The following is a 15709-nucleotide window of genomic DNA, read 5'->3' as shown; positions in this document are numbered from 1 at the left end:
GTCGGCGCCATCCAGCTCGGCGAGATCGGCGCCGAGTGCGTCTACAAGCCGGTGGCGGGGGAGCGGCCCCTGTGGGACTTCCCCGACGGCACCCTCGCCGGGCGCGAGATCTCGGCCTTCCTGGTGTCCGCGGCGACGGGCTGGCGGGTGGTGCCACCGACCGTGCTGCGCGAGGGGCCGTTCGGACCGGGGATGGTCCAGCTGTGGATCGACGGCGACGAGACCGTCGACCTGGCCGCGTTCGTCCGCCGCGACGACCCCGCCCTGCGCCGGATGGCGGTGTTCGACGCCGTGGTCAACAACGCCGACCGCAAGGGCGGGCACATCATCCCGATGCCGGACGGCCACGTGTACGGCGTCGACCACGGCATCTGCTTCTCCACCGATCCGAAGCTGCGGACGCTGCTCTGGCGGTGGGCGGACCAGCCGCTCCCCGCCGAGGCCGTGGCCGTGCTGGAGCGCCTGGGCGACGAGCTCCGCGGCGGCCTGGGTGAGCAGCTGCACGAGCACCTGACCAGGCGTGAGGTGCGCTCGACCCAGAAGCGGGTGGCGGAACTGCTGCGCAGCGGCCGGCACCCGAGCCCAGCGGCGAGTGGCCCGCCCTGCCCTGGCCGCCGTTCTGAGCGGGCGGCAGCCGCCCTCTTGCGTGACGAGGCGGTCATCGGCCGCCCGATGACCGCCCTCGTGCGCAAGCGGGTGATCTGTCGCCGGCAGGCCCTAGGGTCCCGGCCATGCCGCATCGGAGCCGTCTGTCGATCCTGTTGCTGGACCTGCCGCCGGAGCACCACGTCGCCGGCACGGACTTCTGGGCCGGCGCGACCGGTCGCTCGGCCGAGCCCGACCACACCGACGAGAAGTGGGCGTCGCTGGGTTCGTTCGCCGAGGGTTGGCACGTCGAGATCCAGAAGACAGGTGAGGGGACGCCGCCGCGCTGGCACGTAGACATCGAGACCGACGACATCCCGGCCGAGGTGGCCCGCCTGGAGGCACTCGGCGCCACCCGGCACCGGGACATGGGCTCGTTCTGGCAGATGCTGGATCCGGCCGGGCTGGTCTTCTGCGTCGTGGGCATCCAGACCGGCGAGGAGTTCGACCGCCACGCCGCTACCTGGCCGTGAGCACCACTCGCGCGGGTGCACTCCTGCGGGCGCCGCGGGCAGTGGTGTACGCGGCGCTCACCGACCCGGAGACGATCGCCCGCTGGCGGTTCCCCGCCGGCATGACCAGCGTCGTGGAGCAGCACGAGGACGGCGGGTTCCGCGTCACGCTGACGTACGAGGCCTCCGACCAGCGGGGCAAGTCCACCGCGCGCAGTGACTCCTACCGTGCCCGGTTCACCCGGCTGGTGCCCGGCGAGCTGGTCGTGGAGGTCGACGAGTTCGAGACGGACGACCCCACGATGGCCGGCGCGATGACCGTGACCGTCACCCTGCACGACCACGACGGCGGAACGGACCTGCGGGCCGTCCACGAGGGCGTGCCCAGCGGTGTGGCCCCGGAGGACAACGCGCTGGGCTGGCGGATGGCGCTGGGGCGGCTCGCCGCGCTCGTCGAGGGGTGAGCTACTCGAGCTCGACCAGGCCGATCATCGCGGCCGCCTGGAGCCCGTCGCCGTCCACGGTGAGCACCTCGAGCGGCAGCCGGCGCCAGACCGCGAGCAGCAGGTCGCCGGCGGTGCCGGTCACCGCGGCGATCGGGAACGGCCGGCTGCCGGGGAACAGGGTCCGCTCGGCACCGGCGTCGACCGCATGGAGAACGACCGGGTGCGCGCCCGGGGCGGGCCGTCCGGCAGGGCGCCGGGGACCATCACCTCCAGCCACTCGTCCAGGCCGTCGAGCCCGACGTCGGTGGCGATGGGCCGCACGTCGCCCAGCACCTGCTCGACGTCGACGGTGTGCACCGTCGCCTCCTGCAGCTGGCGCCGCAGCACGAAGGCGACGTCCTGCTGCGGTGCCCACGTCCAGACGCGGGAGTGCGGGTCCGCGCCGGCCAGCACCGTCTCCAGCTCGGCGTTCTGGGCGGTCAGCCAGCCGAGCAGTTCGTCGTCCGGACGGCGAACGGGCGCCACGTAGGTGGAGGGGTCCGGCGCGCGCGTCCGTACCACCCAGGCCCAGAAGTGCTGGACCTCCGACAGGTGCCAGACGAGGTCGGCCAGCCGCCAGCCGGGGCAGCCGGGCACCGGGGCGCGCCAGCCGTGGGCGAGCACCGCCTCGGCGGCAGCCGCGGCGAACCGTGCGTTCGTCTTCTCCAGGGCCGGCAGGTACTCGTCCACGTCCACGGCGCCTCCTCGTGCAGTTCCGCGCTGGTGCGGACGCTAGGGCAGAGCCGGCCCGAGCGGGGCGCTCCCGGTGCGCGATCACCATCGTCGGAGCCCCGCTCTAGGCTCGTGCCGTGCTCTCCTGGCCTGCTCCGCTGCTTCCCACCCTGCCCGGGACCGGGCCCGTCCTCAAGGTCCACGACACCGCCCGCGGCGACGTGGTGGCCACCAGCCCGGGTCAGACGGCCCGGATGTACGTCTGCGGCATCACGCCCTACGACGCCACCCACCTGGGGCACGCGGCCACCTACCTGGCCTTCGACCTGATCAACCGGATGTGGCGGGACGCCGGGCACGCCGTCCACTACGTCCAGAACGTCACCGACATCGACGATCCCCTGCTCGAGCGGGCCGACCGCGACAACGAGGACTGGGTCGTCCTCGGCATGCGGGAGACCGCGCTCTTCCGCGAGGACATGACCGCTCTGCGGGTCCTGCCGCCGGAGGACTTCGTGGGCGCGGTCGAGTCGATCCCGCGGATCGTCGCCCACGTCGAGGACCTGCTCGCCGAGGGCCTGGCCTACGTCCTCGACGACGGCACCGGCGACGTCTACCACGACGTCGCGCAGGCCCCGGGTTTCGGCGGGGAGTCCCGGTACGACGAGGAGACCATGCTGCGCTTCTTCGCCGAGCGCGGCGGCGACCCGGAGCGGCCGGGCAAGCGCCAGCCGCTGGACCCGATGCTGTGGCGCGGCGAGCGGCCCGGCGAGCCGTCCTGGCCCGGGCCGCGGGGCACCGCCGGCCGGCCCGGCTGGCACATCGAGTGCGCCACCATCGCGCTGGACACCATCGGCATGGGGTTCGACGTGCAGGGCGGCGGCAGCGACCTGGTCTTTCCGCACCACGAGTACTCCGCCGTGCACGCCGAGGCCCTGACCGCCACCAAGCCCTTCGCCCGGGCCTACGTGCACGCGGCGATGATCGGTCTCGACGGCGAGAAGATGAGCAAGAGCCGCGGCAACCTGGTGTTCGTCTCCAAGCTCCGGGGCGAGGGCGTCGACCCCATGGCGATCCGGCTGGCGCTGCTGTCGGGGCACTACCGCACCGACCGCGCCTGGACGGCGGACCTGCTGACGGCCGCCGAGCAACGCCTGGACACCTGGCGCTGGGCCGTGGCGCTCGATGCCGGAGCCCCCGCCGCGCCGCTGCTGGGGGCCTCCGGGAGCGGCTGTCCGACGACCTCGACAGCCCGGGCGCGATCGCGCTGGTCGACGCGTGGGCGGCGGAGACGCTGGCCGGGGCGGCGGACGCCGAGGAGGAGTCGCCGCGCATCGTCTGCGACGCCGTCGACGCCCTGCTCGGGGTCGCCCTGGGCGACTGCGGATGAGCGGCCGGTTCCGGTTCACCGACCGGCCCGCGCGCCAGGCTGCGGAGGAGCAGCTGGCGCCGGCGGCCGCACGGGCCGTCGACAGCCGCGGTCGATCGTTCGCCGAACCCGAGGACCCGCTGCGGACGGCCTTCGAGCGTGACCGCGACCGGATCCTGCACGCGAAGGCCTTCCGCCGGCTCAAGCACAAGACCCAGGTCTTCCTCAACCCCGACGGGGACCACTTCGTCACCCGGCTCACCCACACGCTCCAGGTCACCCAGGTGGCGCGGTCACTGGCCCGTGCCCTCGGGCTCAACGAGACCCTGGCCGAGGCGATCGCCCTGGCGCACGACGTCGGGCACTCCCCGTTCGGCCACCTGGGGAGGACGCCCTGGAGCCGTACGTGCCGGGCGGCTGGCACCACGCCGCCCAGGGTGTCCGGATCGTGGAGGTGCTCGAGCACCTCAACCTCACCTGGGAGGTCCGCGACGGCGTCCGGTCGCACAGCTGGAAGATCGACCCACCACCGTCGACCCGCGAGGGCGAGTGCGTCCGCTACGCCGACCGCATCGGCTACCTGTCGCACGACGCGCTGGACGCCATCCGCGCCGGCGTGATCCGGCTCGACGACCTCCCCGCCCGCGCCCGCGAGGTGTTCGGGACGCCGGGCAGCGAGATGGTCGGCACGATGATCGCCGCCGTCGTCGAGGGGTCGTTGTCCGCGGAGAACAACGCGGGTGCGGTGGTCATGGCGCCCGGGCCCCTGGAGGCGATGCACGAGCTACGGGCGTTCCTGTTCGAGCGGGTGTACGCCTCGGAGACCGCCGCGGGCCAGAAGCACGTCGCCATCGACGTGATCCGGCGCCTGGTCGACCACCACCTCGTCCATCCCGAGCTGATCCCCGCGACCTACCGGGACTCCGAGGCCGACACGGTCACCCAGGTCGTGGACTACGTCTCCGGGATGACCGACCGGTTCGCGCTCGCCATGCACGACCGGCTCTTCGACGCCGACGCGACGTCGCAGATGACGCCATTGCTTCGCGATCCTCTGGATCCCACCGCGATGACATCGCGATCCTCCGGATCGCACCGCGGCCAGGTGCCGTCCCCCTGATGGGACGAGCCGCTGCGTCGCGCCTGCGCGAACCCCTCCGGGGCCCACTCGGCGCGACAGGGTCAGTTACCCCCGGACGCGCGCCGCCTACCCTCCGGAGCCCCGGCGGCGCAGGTAGCGCTCGAACTCCTTGGCGATGGTGTCGCCGCTGGCCTGCGAGAGGTCGACCTCGGCGGCCCGTTCCTCGAGCGATCGGACGTACTCCACGACCTCGTCGTCCTCGTTGGCCATCTCGTCGACGGTCTTGACCCAGTCGTCGGCCTGCTGCGGCAGCGCACCCAGCGGCACGGTGATCTCGAGAACCTCCTCGACCCGCTGCAGGAGCGCGACGGTGGCGCGCGGCGACGGCGGCTGCGAGACGTAGTGCGGCACCGCGGCCCAGAAGCTGATCGCCGGCAGCCCCGCCTGCACGCAGGCGTCCTGGAACACGCCGAGGATGCCGGTGGGTCCCTCGTAGCGGGAGGCGTCCAGGCCGTAGGCGCGCGCGGACTCGGCGTCGTACGCCGAGCCGGTGACCGGCGTGGGCCGGGTGTGCGGGGTGTCGGCCAGCAGCGCACCCAGCGCGACGACGATCGACACGTCCAGCTCCGACAGGACCGCGAGCAGCTCGTCGCAGAAGCCGCGCCAGCGCATGTTGGGCTCGATGCCGCGGATGAGGACGACGTCGCGCTCGCTGCCCGGCGGCCGGGCCACCGAGATGCGCGTCGTCGGCCACTCGATGCGACGGCTCACGCCGCCGATCAGCGACACGGTCGGTCGGTTCACCTGGAAGTCGTAGTAGTCCTCGGGGTCCAGCGCGGCGAGGGGCTTGGCGTCCCAGATCAGCTCGAGGTGCTCGACCGCTCCGGTCGCGGCGTCCCCGGCGTCGTTCCAGCCCTCGAAGGCCACTACGACCAGAGGGTCGGTCAGCCGGGGCAGGTCGTCAGCTGCGGACTGGGGATCGGTCACCCCTGCGAGCCTACGTCGATCCGGTCGACCCGCCCGCTTCTGCGACCCGTCCGCGTGAAGCCGGGACGCTCGGTGGAGGAGATGAGAGGATGGGGGTGACATCGGGAGCGCCCAAGCCTGGGCCAGCCCGCCGGGGGTGCCGGAGCATCGAAGCCCGCACACCCACAGCAGAGCACCACTGGGGATCGCCTGTGTCCGAATCACCCACTCTCCGCCCGGACGCCACCGCCGAGCTCACCGCCCTGCTCGAGGAGCGGATCCTCGTCCTCGACGGCGCCATGGGTACCGCGATCCAGCGAGACCGGCCCGACGAGGCCGGCTACCGCGGCGAGCGCTTCGCCGACTGGCCCACCGAGGTGCAGGGCAACAACGACCTGCTCAGCCTCACCGCGCCAGAGATCATCACCGAGATCCACCGGGAGTACCTCGAGGCCGGCGCGGACCTGATCGAGACCAACACGTTCAACGCGACGACGATCTCGCTGTCCGACTACGGCATGCAGGAGCTCGCCTACGAGCTGAACGTCGCCTCCGCACGCCTGGCCCGGCAGGAGTGCGACGCGATGACCGCGCGTACTCGGAGAAGCCGCGCTTCGTCGTCGGGGCGATCGGCCCGACCAGCCGGACGGCGTCCATCTCGCCCGACGTCAACGACCCGGGCGCCCGCAACGTCAGCTTCGACGAGCTGGTCGAGGCCTATCTCGAGCAGGCCAACGGGCTCGTCGACGGCGGCTCGGACGTGCTGCTCATCGAGACCATCTTCGACACGCTCAACGCCAAGGCGGCGATCTTCGCCCTGGAGACGCTGTTCGAGGAGCGGGGACGCCGTTGGCCGGTGATGATCTCCGGCACGATCACCGACGCCTCGGGCCGCACGCTGTCCGGGCAGGTCACCGAAGCCTTCTGGCACTCCGTGCGACACGTGAACCCGCTGCTGGTCGGCCTCAACTGCGCACTCGGTGCCAAGGAGATGCGGCCCTACATCGCGGAGCTGTCCCGCATCGCCGACACGTTCGTCTCCTGCTACCCGAACGCCGGGCTGCCGAATGCGTTCGGCGAGTACGACGAGTCCCCGAGGAGACCGCCGCCGTCCTCGCGGAGTTCGCCGACAGCGGCTTCGTCAACCTCGTCGGGGGCTGCTGCGGCACGACCCCGCGCACATCGCGGCGATCGCCGGGGTCGTCGAGGGCGGCAAGCCCCGGGTCCCCGTCGAGCCTGCCCCGGCCCTGCGGCTCTCCGGCCTCGAGCCGGTGACGGTCACCGAGGACAGCCTCTTCGTCAACGTCGGCGAGCGCACGAACATCACCGGATCGGCCCGCTTCCGCAACCTCATCAAGGCCGGTGACTACCCGGCGGCGCTGGCGGTGGCGCGGCAACAGGTCGAGGCCGGCGCGCAGGTCATCGACATCAACATGGACGAGGGGATGATCGACGGCGTCGCCGCGATGGACCGCTTCACCAAGCTGATCGCGAGCGAGCCCGACATCTGCCGCGTGCCCACCATGGTCGACTCCTCCAAGTGGGAGGTCATGGAGGCCGGGCTCAAGAACATCCAGGGCAAGGCGATCGTCAACTCGATCTCCCTGAAGGAGGGCGAGGAGAAGTTCGTCCACCACGCGCGGCTGTGCCGCAAGTACGGCGCCGCGATCGTGGTCATGGCCTTCGACGAGGACGGCCAGGGTGACAACTTCGAACGGCGTACGCAGATCTGCCGGCGTGCCTACGACATCCTCGTCGACCAGGTCGGGTTCCCGGTCGAGGACGTCATCTTCGACCCGAACATCTTCGCCGTCGCCACCGGCATCGAGGAGCACGCCAACTACGGCCTGGACTTCATCGAGACCACCCGCTGGATCAAGCAGAACCTTCCCGGTGCACTGGTCTCCGGTGGCGTCTCCAACGTCTCGTTCTCCTTCCGCGGCAACAACCCCGTGCGGGAGGCCATCCACTCGGTCTTCCTCTACCACGCGATCGCGGCCGGACTGGACATGGCGATCGTCAACGCCGGCCAGCTCGAGGTCTACAGCGAGGTTCCCGAACTGCTGCGGGAACGCATCGAGGACGTGGTCCTCAACCGCCGTCCCGACAGCACCGAGCGCCTCCTGGAGATCGCCGGCGACTTCGCCGGCGACGGCTCGGTCAAGGAGGTCGCCACCGAGGAGTGGCGGTCGCTGCCGGTGGGGAGCGGATCACCCATGCGCTGGTGAAGGGCATCGACGCCTTCGTCGAGGACGACACCGAGGAACTGCGGGCGGAGATCAGCGCGCGCGGCGGCCGGCCGATCGAGGTCATCGAGGGCCCGCTGATGGACGGCATGAACGTCGTCGGCGACCTGTTCGGCGCGGGGAAGATGTTCCTGCCCCAGGTGGTGAAGTCGGCGCGCGTGATGAAGAAGGCCGTCGCCTACCTGATCCCGTTCATCGAGGCGGAGAAGCAGCCCGGAGACGCCGAGCGCACCAACGGCAAGGTCGTCATGGCGACGGCGAAGGGCGACGTCCACGACATCGGCAAGAACATCGTCGGCGTCGTCCTCCAGTGCAACAACTACGACGTCGTCGACCTCGGCGTGATGGTGCCGCCCCAGAAGATCCTGGACGCGGCCAAGCACGAAGGCGCCGACATCATCGGCCTCTCGGGGCTGATCACGCCGTCGCTGGACGAGATGGTCACCCTCGCCACGGAGATGGAGCGGCAGGGCTTCGACGTCCCGCTGCTCATCGGCGGTGCGACGACCTCCCGCGCGCACACGGCCGTCAAGATCGCGCAGAAGTACCACGGGCCGGTCGTCTGGGTGAAGGACGCCTCGCGGTCGGTGCCCGTGGTGGCGGCGCTGCTGTCGGACGAGCAGCGGCCGAAGCTGCTGGCCGAGACCGCGGCCGAGTACGAGGCGCTGCGCGAGCGGCATGCCGCGCGTCAGGACAGCCGGACGATGCTGCCGATCGCCGCCGCCCGCGCCGCGGCGCCCCGATCGACTGGAGCAGCTACTCCCCGCCGCGGCCGCGGATGCTGCTGCAGCAGGCGTTGGACGTCTGTTCCGGCCCGGCCTGCGACCACGTCCACCACACGGCGACCCAGTTCGTCCGGACCTTCGCCGACTACCCGCTCGACGAGCTCCGCGCGTACATCGACTGGCAGCCGTTCTTCAACGCCTGGGAGATGCGGGGCCGGTTCCCCGACATCCTGCACAACCCGGTGTCCGGAGAGGCGGCCCGCCGGCTCTTCGAGGACGCGCAGGTGATGCTCGACCAGATCATCGGCGAGAAGTGGCTCACCGCCAGCGGCGTCTTCGGGTTGTTCCCGGCCAACCAGGTCGACGGCGACGACGTCGAGGTCTACACCGACGAGTCGCGCTCCGCCGTCCGGACCACGCTGCACCAGCTCCGGCAGCAGACCGAGGGTCGCGACGGCTCGCCGCGCAAGTCGCTGGCCGACTTCGTCGCGCCGAAGGTCACCGGGCTGCGCGACTACGTCGGGGCCTTCGCGGTGACCGCCGGCCTGGGGTCCATGGAGCGGGTGATGGCGTTCAAGAAGGCGAACGACGACTACAGCGCGATCCTGCTGGAGTCGCTCGCCGACCGGCTGGCCGAGGCCTTCGCCGAGCGGCTGCACGAGCGGGTGCGGAAGGAGTTCTGGGCGTACGCCCCGGACGAGCACCTCGACGCCGACGGGCTGATCGCCGAGAAGTACCACGGCATCAGGCCTGCCCCGGGCTACCCGGCGTGCCCCGAGCACACCGAGAAGCAGACGATCTGGCAGCTGCTGGACGTCGAGGCAGCCACCGGCATCCAGCTGACCGAGAGCATGGCCATGTGGCCGGGTGCCGCCGTGAGCGGGCTGTACTTCTCCCACCCCGAGTCGCGCTACTTCGTGCTGGGCCGGGTCGGCCGCGACCAGGTCGAGGACTACGCGCGCCGCAAGGGCTGGACCGTCGACGAGGCGGAGAAGTGGCTGTCGCCGAATCTCGGCTACCGCACGGAGGACGAGTAGAGCGGGGCCCTACACCGGGAACGGAGATCTGTTCTTCGTCACGTATCGGTCGTCACGGTTTCGTAGTACTTTCGTTATCTGTTCGCCGGGCCCCGCTCCTCGACCGAGGACCCCGCCGGACACCGCCGAACTGCGCGCGGCCCCGTGCCGCGATCAGACCGGGGACCCATGGTTCCACTGGGGTGAATCCTGCGCGCGTACGCCGCAGGTAGGGCAACTTCCGGCCCGAACCCGTCAGCTAACTCGGTAGGCGGCTGAGGAAGAAACGGAGAGACGCCCCCTGTGGCGCCCCTGAACCTGTTCACCGCACAGCCCACTGACGACACCACCGGCACCGACGACCGGCCGAACCGTCGGGACCGCCGTCACCGCCTGGCCGCGCCGGGGTCCCGGGTGGCCTACTCCTCGGCATCGCCACCGTCTGCGTCCTGGCCACCTTCGACCTCGTCGCGGGCGCGCCGGCTCCCGCCACCGCGGAGACCCAGTCGGCGTCCGTCGTCGTCGCCGACGCCCTGGGCATCGACGGCGCGGGCGTCGAGGCCCCCGCCCCGGAGGACTCCGAACTGCTGGGCCAGTTGGCCGCCAGCAGATCGGAGCGCGACGCCGAGCAGGCCGCGGCCGCCGCGTCCCAGGCGCAGGCCGAGGAGGCCGCCGCCGCGGCGAAGGCCGCGGAGGAGGCTCGCGTCGCGGCCGAGGCCGCCGCCGCACAGGCCGCCGCCGAGGCCGCCGCCGCTGCCGCCGCGGAGGCCGCCGCGGCAGCGGAGACGGCAGCCGCTGCCGGCCCTCACCCGCCGCTGCGGCAGCGTCCGTGACCGCCAGCGTGATCGCGAAGATCAACAACAGCGCGGGGCCGATCCGGCCCGTCGCGCAGGCCGCCGCCAACGCGGTGGTCTCCAACGTGCCCGGCGCCGCGGGCATCACGCTCGGCGGCACCCGCGCCAGTGCCGCCGACCCGGGTGGGCACCCGTCCGGGTTGGCGGTGGACTACATGGTCGGCTCGAACGCGGCTCTCGGTGACGCGATCGTGGCGTACCACGTCGCCCACTGGGACGAGCTCGGCGTCGACTACATCATCTGGCAGCAGCGCATGCTCAGCTCGCCCGGTGGTGGCTGGAAGACGATGGAGAACCGAGGCAGTGCCACGGCCAACCACATGGACCACCCGCACGTGAACTACCGGGGATGAGCGACCCGCAACCCGGCCGGGCCGACCTGCGCGCCGTCCTGTTCGACATGGACGGCACGCTGGTCGAGACCGAGCAGTACTGGGGCGAGGCGATGTTCGAGCTCGCCGCGAGCCTCGGCGGGCGGATGTCCGAGAGCGCCCGCGCGGCGACGGTCGGCTCCACGATGCGCCGGTCGATGGCCATCCTGCACGCCGACCTGGGGCTGGTGCGCACGGAGGAAGAGCTCCTGGACGACGCCCGCTGGGTCGAGTACCGAACGGCCCAGCTCCTCGCGACCGGCATCTCCTGGTGCCCCGGCGCGCGCGAGCTGCTCACCGAGGTCCGGGCCGCCGGGCTCCGCACGGCGCTGGTCACCACCACGCCCCGCCGGCTGGCCGACATCGTCCTCTCGACGATCCGCGCCGACCTGGGGGCCGATCCGTTCGACGTCACCGTCTGCGGCGACGAGGTCCCGGCGCGCAAGCCCGACCCCGCGCCCTACCGGCAGGCGATGAGCGCCCTGGGCGTCGGGCCGGAGGCGTGCGTGGTGATCGAGGACTCGGAGTCTGGCGTGGCCGCGGGGCTCGCCGCAGGTGCGGCCGTCCTCGGTGTGCCGACCCTGCAGGCACTGGCGCCCGCGCCCGGCCTGACGCTCCGGAAGGGGCTCGGAGGCATCGGCCTCGAGGATCTCGCCGGCGTCCTGGCCGCACGGCAGCCGGCGGGCGTCCCGGCCTGACCGGGCTGTTCAGCCTGCGGATGTGCCGGAGGTCCCCGACAGCCTGCGGCCGCGGCCGATCGACGACGAGCGGGAGCAGCTGCTCGCCTGGCTCGGCTCCCTGCGTGCCGGGACCAGGTCGGCGCCCTACGGGCGCCGAGGTGGCCCCGCCGTTCCGTGCGGTCGAGGCGCGCCGTGGCGGCCGAGTGCGGCCCCCGGTCAGTCGCGCTCGACGACGGGCAGCAGGGTCTGCCAGCCGGCGGCGGCTGCCGCCTCCGCGGGGAAGGGCGGGGGAGTGCCGCCCCACTCCGGGCAGACCGCCTGGTGGTCGCACCAGCCGCAGAGCCGGGTCTTGTTGGGGCGGAAGTCGCCGGTGGCGACGGCGCGCTCGATCGCGGCCCAGATGGCCTGCAGCGTCCGCTCGAACCGGACCAGCTCCGCCTCGTCCGGAGCGTAGGTGAGCGTGTCACCGTCGCCGAGGTAGATGAGCTTGAGCTGGGCAGCCACCACGCCACGGGTGCGCCACAGCACCAGCGCGTAGAACTTCATCTGGAACAGGGCCTTGGCCTCGAACGCCTCGCGCGGCATCGACCCGGTCTTGTAGTCCACGACGCGGATGGCGCCGCTCGGCGCGACGTCGACCCGATCCACGAAGCCGCGCAGCAGCAGCCCGTCGGGGAGGGTCACCTCGACCAGCTGCTCGCGCCCGTCCGGCTGGATGCGGGTCGGGTCCTCCAGGGCGAAGTACCTCTCGACCAGCTTCCCGGCCGACGCCAACCACGCCTCCACGGACTCGGGGGCGTTCGGGTCGGTCTCCGCGCCGTCGTCCTGCACCGTCCGGAAAAGCTCGGCGATGCCTGGCTCGTCCCGCAGCTCGGCCCAGGCCGGCACCACGAGCTCCTGCGCGGCGGCGACCGTGCGGCCGGCCGGCGGGAGGTCGTACAGCTTCTCGAGGACCGAGTGCACCAGCGTGCCGCGGACGGCAGCGAGGCTCTTGCGCTCGGGCAGGCGGTCGATCGTGCGGAAGCGGTAGAGCAGGGGCAGGTCTTGAAATCGGCCGCGCGGCTGGGCGACAGCGAGGGACGGCGGGGCGCGGTGGCCGCGTCGGGAGCGCTCTCCGCGGGCGTCGCGGGAGCCAGGTCCGGATGCAGGATCGCCGTCATGGGTCCGAGGCTAGGTCGGCCCACCGACATTTCCGACCGACCGCGCCGCAGCCGTACCTCGGGTCACATCCGCGCCGTCCGTAGGCTGGCCGCCCGTGGACACGCAGCACGACGCCGCCGAGGCCGTCGCCCCCGAGACCGTCGCCCTGGAGCCGTCGCCCCCGAGACCGAGCCGGTGGCGGGATCGTTCGTGGCCGGTGACCGGGTGCAGCTCACCGATCCGAAGGGCCGGCTGCACACCGTCGTCCTGGAGCGCGGCAAGCAGTTCCACACCCATCGCGGGGCGATCGAGCACGACCACCTGATCGGCGCTCCCGAGGGCTCGGTGGTCATGTCCACCGCGAACACCGGCTACCTGGCGTTCCGGCCGCTGCTCGCCGACTTCGTGCTCTCGATGCCCCGCGGCGCCCAGGTCATCTACCCCAAGGACGCCGCCCAGATCGTCGGCTTCGGCGATGTCGGACCGGGCATGCGGGTGCTCGAGGCCGGCGCCGGTTCCGGAGCGCTCACCTGCTCGCTGCTGCGGGCCGTCGGTTCCGGGGGCTCGGTCACCAGCTACGAGCGCCGCGAGGACTTCGCCGACGTCGCCCGCGGCAACGTCGGCGCGTTCTTCGGCGAGGTGCCGCAGAACTGGTCGCTGCGCCTGGGCGACCTGGCCGAGCACCCCGCCGCGGAGGTCGTCGACCGCGTCGTCCTCGACATGCTCGAGCCCTGGGCCGTCCTGCCGACGGTCGCGGCGGCGCTGCGGCCCGGGGAGTGCTGGTCGGGTACGTGGCCACCACGACCCAGCTGTCGACCTACGTGGAGGCGCTGCGCGCCCAGGGCGTCTGGACCGAGCCGCACGCGTGGGAGTCGCTGCTGCGGCCCTGGCACGCCGTCGGCCTCGCCGTCCGCCCGGAGCACCGCATGGTCGCCCACACGGCGTTCCTCGTCACCGCACGGCGGCTGGCGGAGGGAGCCGTGGCGCCCATGCGGCAGCGGCGCGCCCAGAAGCACTGACGAAGGACCCCGTCCTCTCACCCCTCGCAGGCTCGGGCGGGCCTCCGGACGAGGCCACGGGGTTCGTGTGACGGGCAGGCCTCGGTGCCCGCGAGCCCACGGCGCAATGTCGGGGCGCGTGTATAGATTTGCGTCGTGGCTCCCTCGGATGCCTGTGGAGGTGCGCGATGAGTCTGGGTCCCGACGAGATTCGAGCGCGGCGTGAACGTGACGTCGCGGCACTGCTCAGCCAGATCTCCTACCTCGAGGAGGAGATCGGGCTCCTCAGGCGCAAGGTGGCCGACAGCCCCCGGCAGGTGCGGCTGCTCGAGGAGCGCATCGCCGAGGCGGAGGGCCGCGCGGCCTTCCTCTCCGAGCGCAACGACAAGCTGGCCGGCACTCTGCGCGACGCCCGCGAGCAACTGGTCTCGCTCAAGGAGGAGGTCGACCGGCTGGGCCAGCCCCCGTCGGGCTACGGCATCTTCTTGAACCGGTTCGAGGACGGCACCGTCGACGTCTTCACCGGCGGCCGGAAGCTGCGCGTCTCCGTCTCGCCGAACATCGAGGTCGAGACCCTGCGCCCCGGCCAGGAGGTCATGCTCAACGAGGCGATGAACGTCGTCGAGGCGCGGGACTTCGAGCGCGCCGGCGACGTCGTCATGCTCAAGGAGCTGCTGGAGCCCATCGACGGCGTCACCCCGCGGGCCCTGGTCATCGGCCACACCGACGAGGAGCGCGTCGTCTTCCTGGCCGATTCGCTGACCGGGCAGCCGCTGCGGGTCGGTGACTCGCTGCTGCTGGAGTCCCGCTCCGGTTACGTGTACGAGCGGATCCCGAAGAGCGAGGTCGAGGAACTCGTCCTCGAAGAGGTCCCCGACATCGACTACGCCGACATCGGCGGTCTGTCCCGTCAGATCGAGCAGATCCGCGACGCCGTCGAACTGCCGTTCCTGCACGCCGACCTGTTCCGCACCTACGAGCTTCGGCCGCCGAAAGGCATCCTGCTGTACGGCCCGCCCGGCTGCGGGAAGACGCTGATCGCCAAGGCCGTCGCGAACTCGCTGGCCAAGAAGGTGTCGGCGCTCAAGGGGAGGGGCAGGGCAAGTCCTACTTCCTCAACATCAAGGGCCCCGAGCTGCTCAACAAGTACGTCGGGGAGACCGAGCGGCACATCCGGCTGGTGTTCCAGCGGGCGCGGGAGAAGGCCAGCGAGGGCACGCCGGTCATCGTGTTCTTCGACGAGATGGACTCGATCTTCCGCACCCGCGGGTCGGGTGTCTCCTCCGACGTCGAGTCGACCATCGTGCCGCAGCTGCTCAGCGAGATCGACGGTGTCGAGGGCCTGAAGAACGTGATCGTCATCGGCGCCTCCAACCGCGAGGACATGATCGACCCGGCGATCCTCCGGCCCGGCCGGCTCGACGTGAAGATCAAGATCGAGCGGCCGGACGCCGAGGCCGCCCGCGACATCTTCAGCAAGTACCTGACGACGTCGCTGCCCATCAACCCCGACGACCTCGCCGAGCACGCCGGGAGTCGTGAGGCGACCATCGCCGGGATGATCCAGCGGACCGTCGAGCGGATGTACACCGAGAGCGAGGAGAACCGCTTCCTCGAGGTCACCTACGCCAACGGCGACAAGGAGGTCCTGTACTTCAAGGACTTCAACTCCGGCGCCATGCTGCAGAACATCGTCGACCGGGCGAAGAAGATGGCGATCAAGGAGCACCTGGAGTCCGGCACGTCCGGTCTGCGGGTCAGCCACCTGATGGCCGCGTGCCTGGACGAGTTCAAGGAGAACGAGGACCTGCCCAACACGACCAACCCCGACGACTGGGCGCGGATCTCGGGCAAGAAGGGCGAGCGGATCGTCTACATCCGCACGCTCATCAGCGGCAAGGGCAACGAGTCGGGGCGCGCCATCGACACGGCCACGAACACCGGCCAGTACCTGTAGCGGACGCTCGCCGTCGGTGCCCGGCTCCCTACGGGGCCGGGCACCCGTGGTG

General features: G+C 71.8%; 16 protein-coding genes, 4 pseudogenes and 1 riboswitch. Of the genes and pseudogenes, 16 read left to right on the top strand and 4 right to left on the bottom strand.

The genetic code is table 11. The features are described 5' to 3' along the window. Positions 1-731: 731 nt before the first annotated feature. Both U6N30_RS14205 and U6N30_RS14200 read left to right on the top strand, forming a co-directional pair. Positions 732-1118, top strand: coding sequence for a VOC family protein (locus U6N30_RS14205; RefSeq protein WP_324277775.1), 387 nt, complete (start codon positions 732-734; stop codon positions 1116-1118). Continuing rightward, positions 1115-1561, top strand: coding sequence for an SRPBCC domain-containing protein (locus U6N30_RS14200; protein WP_324277774.1), 447 nt, complete (start codon positions 1115-1117; stop codon positions 1559-1561). Before U6N30_RS14205 ends, U6N30_RS14200 begins: the two co-directional genes overlap by 4 nt. A 1-nt stretch (position 1562) precedes the next feature. On the opposite strand, the gene U6N30_RS14195 is transcribed toward U6N30_RS14200, so the two are convergent. Beyond that, positions 1563-1685 (bottom strand): hypothetical protein, encoded by a 123-nt coding sequence (locus U6N30_RS14195; protein ID WP_324277773.1) that lies wholly within the window; start codon positions 1683-1685, stop codon positions 1563-1565. Continuing rightward, positions 1682-2278 carry a maleylpyruvate isomerase N-terminal domain-containing protein gene (locus U6N30_RS14190; protein WP_324277772.1) on the bottom strand — a complete coding sequence of 199 codons (597 nt, stop codon included), beginning with the start codon at positions 2276-2278 and terminating at the stop codon, positions 1682-1684. Before U6N30_RS14190 ends, U6N30_RS14195 begins: the two co-directional genes overlap by 4 nt. 113 nt (positions 2279-2391) lie before the next feature. Between U6N30_RS14190 and mshC the strand changes: the two genes are divergently transcribed. After that, positions 2392-3786, top strand: coding sequence for a cysteine--1-D-myo-inosityl 2-amino-2-deoxy-alpha-D-glucopyranoside ligase (mshC, locus tag U6N30_RS14185; protein WP_324277771.1), 1395 nt, complete (start codon positions 2392-2394; stop codon positions 3784-3786). 243 nt (positions 3787-4029) lie between these two features. After that, positions 4030-4743 (top strand): deoxyguanosinetriphosphate triphosphohydrolase family protein, encoded by a 714-nt coding sequence (locus tag U6N30_RS14180; protein ID WP_324277770.1) that lies wholly within the window; start codon positions 4030-4032, stop codon positions 4741-4743. 87 nt (positions 4744-4830) lie between these two features. On the opposite strand, the gene U6N30_RS14175 is transcribed toward U6N30_RS14180, so the two are convergent. Next, a complete protein-coding gene (locus U6N30_RS14175) occupies positions 4831-5691 on the bottom strand; it encodes a PAC2 family protein (RefSeq protein WP_324277769.1) in 861 nt (286 codons plus the stop codon). A gap of 89 nt (positions 5692-5780) precedes the next feature. Between U6N30_RS14175 and U6N30_RS14170 the strand changes: the two are divergent. The 8 genes and pseudogenes from U6N30_RS14170 to U6N30_RS14130 all read left to right on the top strand — a co-directional run. Beyond that, a pseudogene (locus U6N30_RS14170) lies at positions 5781-6236 on the top strand (homocysteine S-methyltransferase family protein); the annotation flags it as partial. Between the two features lie 8 nt (positions 6237-6244). After that, a pseudogene (locus tag U6N30_RS14165) lies at positions 6245-6945 on the top strand (homocysteine S-methyltransferase family protein). Then, the gene (locus U6N30_RS14155) at positions 6942-7898 is read left to right on the top strand and encodes a dihydropteroate synthase (protein WP_324277768.1); all 957 of its coding nucleotides are present in this window, start codon (positions 6942-6944) and stop codon (positions 7896-7898) included. Before U6N30_RS14165 ends, U6N30_RS14155 begins: the two are co-directional and overlap by 4 nt. After that, a complete protein-coding gene (locus U6N30_RS14150; RefSeq protein WP_324277767.1) occupies positions 7853-8929 on the top strand; it encodes a B12-binding domain-containing protein in 1077 nt (358 codons plus the stop codon). Before U6N30_RS14155 ends, U6N30_RS14150 begins: the two co-directional genes overlap by 46 nt. Continuing rightward, positions 8848-9678, top strand: a complete 831-nt coding sequence (locus U6N30_RS14145) for a vitamin B12 dependent-methionine synthase activation domain-containing protein (protein WP_324277766.1) — start codon at positions 8848-8850, stop codon at positions 9676-9678. Before U6N30_RS14150 ends, U6N30_RS14145 begins: the two co-directional genes overlap by 82 nt. A 113-nt stretch (positions 9679-9791) precedes the next feature. Then, positions 9792-9946: riboswitch (cyclic di-AMP (ydaO/yuaA leader) on the top strand. A gap of 307 nt (positions 9947-10253) precedes the next feature. Further along, positions 10254-10490 carry a hypothetical protein gene (locus U6N30_RS14140; protein ID WP_324277765.1) on the top strand — a complete coding sequence of 79 codons (237 nt, stop codon included), beginning with the start codon at positions 10254-10256 and terminating at the stop codon, positions 10488-10490. Continuing rightward, a complete protein-coding gene (locus U6N30_RS14135) occupies positions 10487-10864 on the top strand; it encodes a VldE C-terminal domain-containing protein (RefSeq protein ID WP_324277764.1) in 378 nt (125 codons plus the stop codon). Before U6N30_RS14140 ends, U6N30_RS14135 begins: the two co-directional genes overlap by 4 nt. Continuing rightward, entirely contained in the window at positions 10861-11580 is a 720-nt protein-coding gene (locus U6N30_RS14130) for an HAD family hydrolase (protein ID WP_324277763.1), read from the top strand. The genes U6N30_RS14135 and U6N30_RS14130 overlap by 4 nt, the downstream gene beginning before the upstream one ends. A 198-nt stretch (positions 11581-11778) precedes the next feature. On the opposite strand, the gene U6N30_RS14125 is transcribed toward U6N30_RS14130, so the two are convergent. Next, positions 11779-12567, bottom strand: coding sequence for a RecB family exonuclease (locus U6N30_RS14125; protein WP_324278303.1), 789 nt, complete (start codon positions 12565-12567; stop codon positions 11779-11781). A gap of 153 nt (positions 12568-12720) precedes the next feature. Here U6N30_RS14125 and U6N30_RS14120 point away from each other — a divergent pair. From U6N30_RS14120 to U6N30_RS14105, 4 genes and pseudogenes are all read left to right on the top strand, one after another. Next, a pseudogene (locus U6N30_RS14120) lies at positions 12721-13410 on the top strand (tRNA (adenine-N1)-methyltransferase); the annotation flags it as partial. An 83-nt stretch (positions 13411-13493) separates the two neighbouring features. Continuing rightward, entirely contained in the window at positions 13494-13721 is a 228-nt protein-coding gene (locus U6N30_RS14115; protein WP_324278685.1) for a hypothetical protein, read from the top strand. A 167-nt stretch (positions 13722-13888) separates the two neighbouring features. Next, positions 13889-14749 (top strand): annotated as a pseudogene (locus tag U6N30_RS14110) (proteasome ATPase); the annotation flags it as partial. Between the two features lie 131 nt (positions 14750-14880). Beyond that, complete coding sequence (locus tag U6N30_RS14105; protein WP_422678070.1) at positions 14881-15657, top strand: AAA family ATPase; 777 nt, start codon at positions 14881-14883, stop codon at positions 15655-15657. Positions 15658-15709: the final 52 nt, after the last annotated feature.

It is taken from the genome of Blastococcus brunescens, assembly GCF_035320885.1.
Classification (GTDB): domain Bacteria; phylum Actinomycetota; class Actinomycetes; order Mycobacteriales; family Geodermatophilaceae; genus Blastococcus_B; species Blastococcus_B brunescens.
This window is presented reverse-complemented; position numbering and strand designations above follow the sequence as displayed.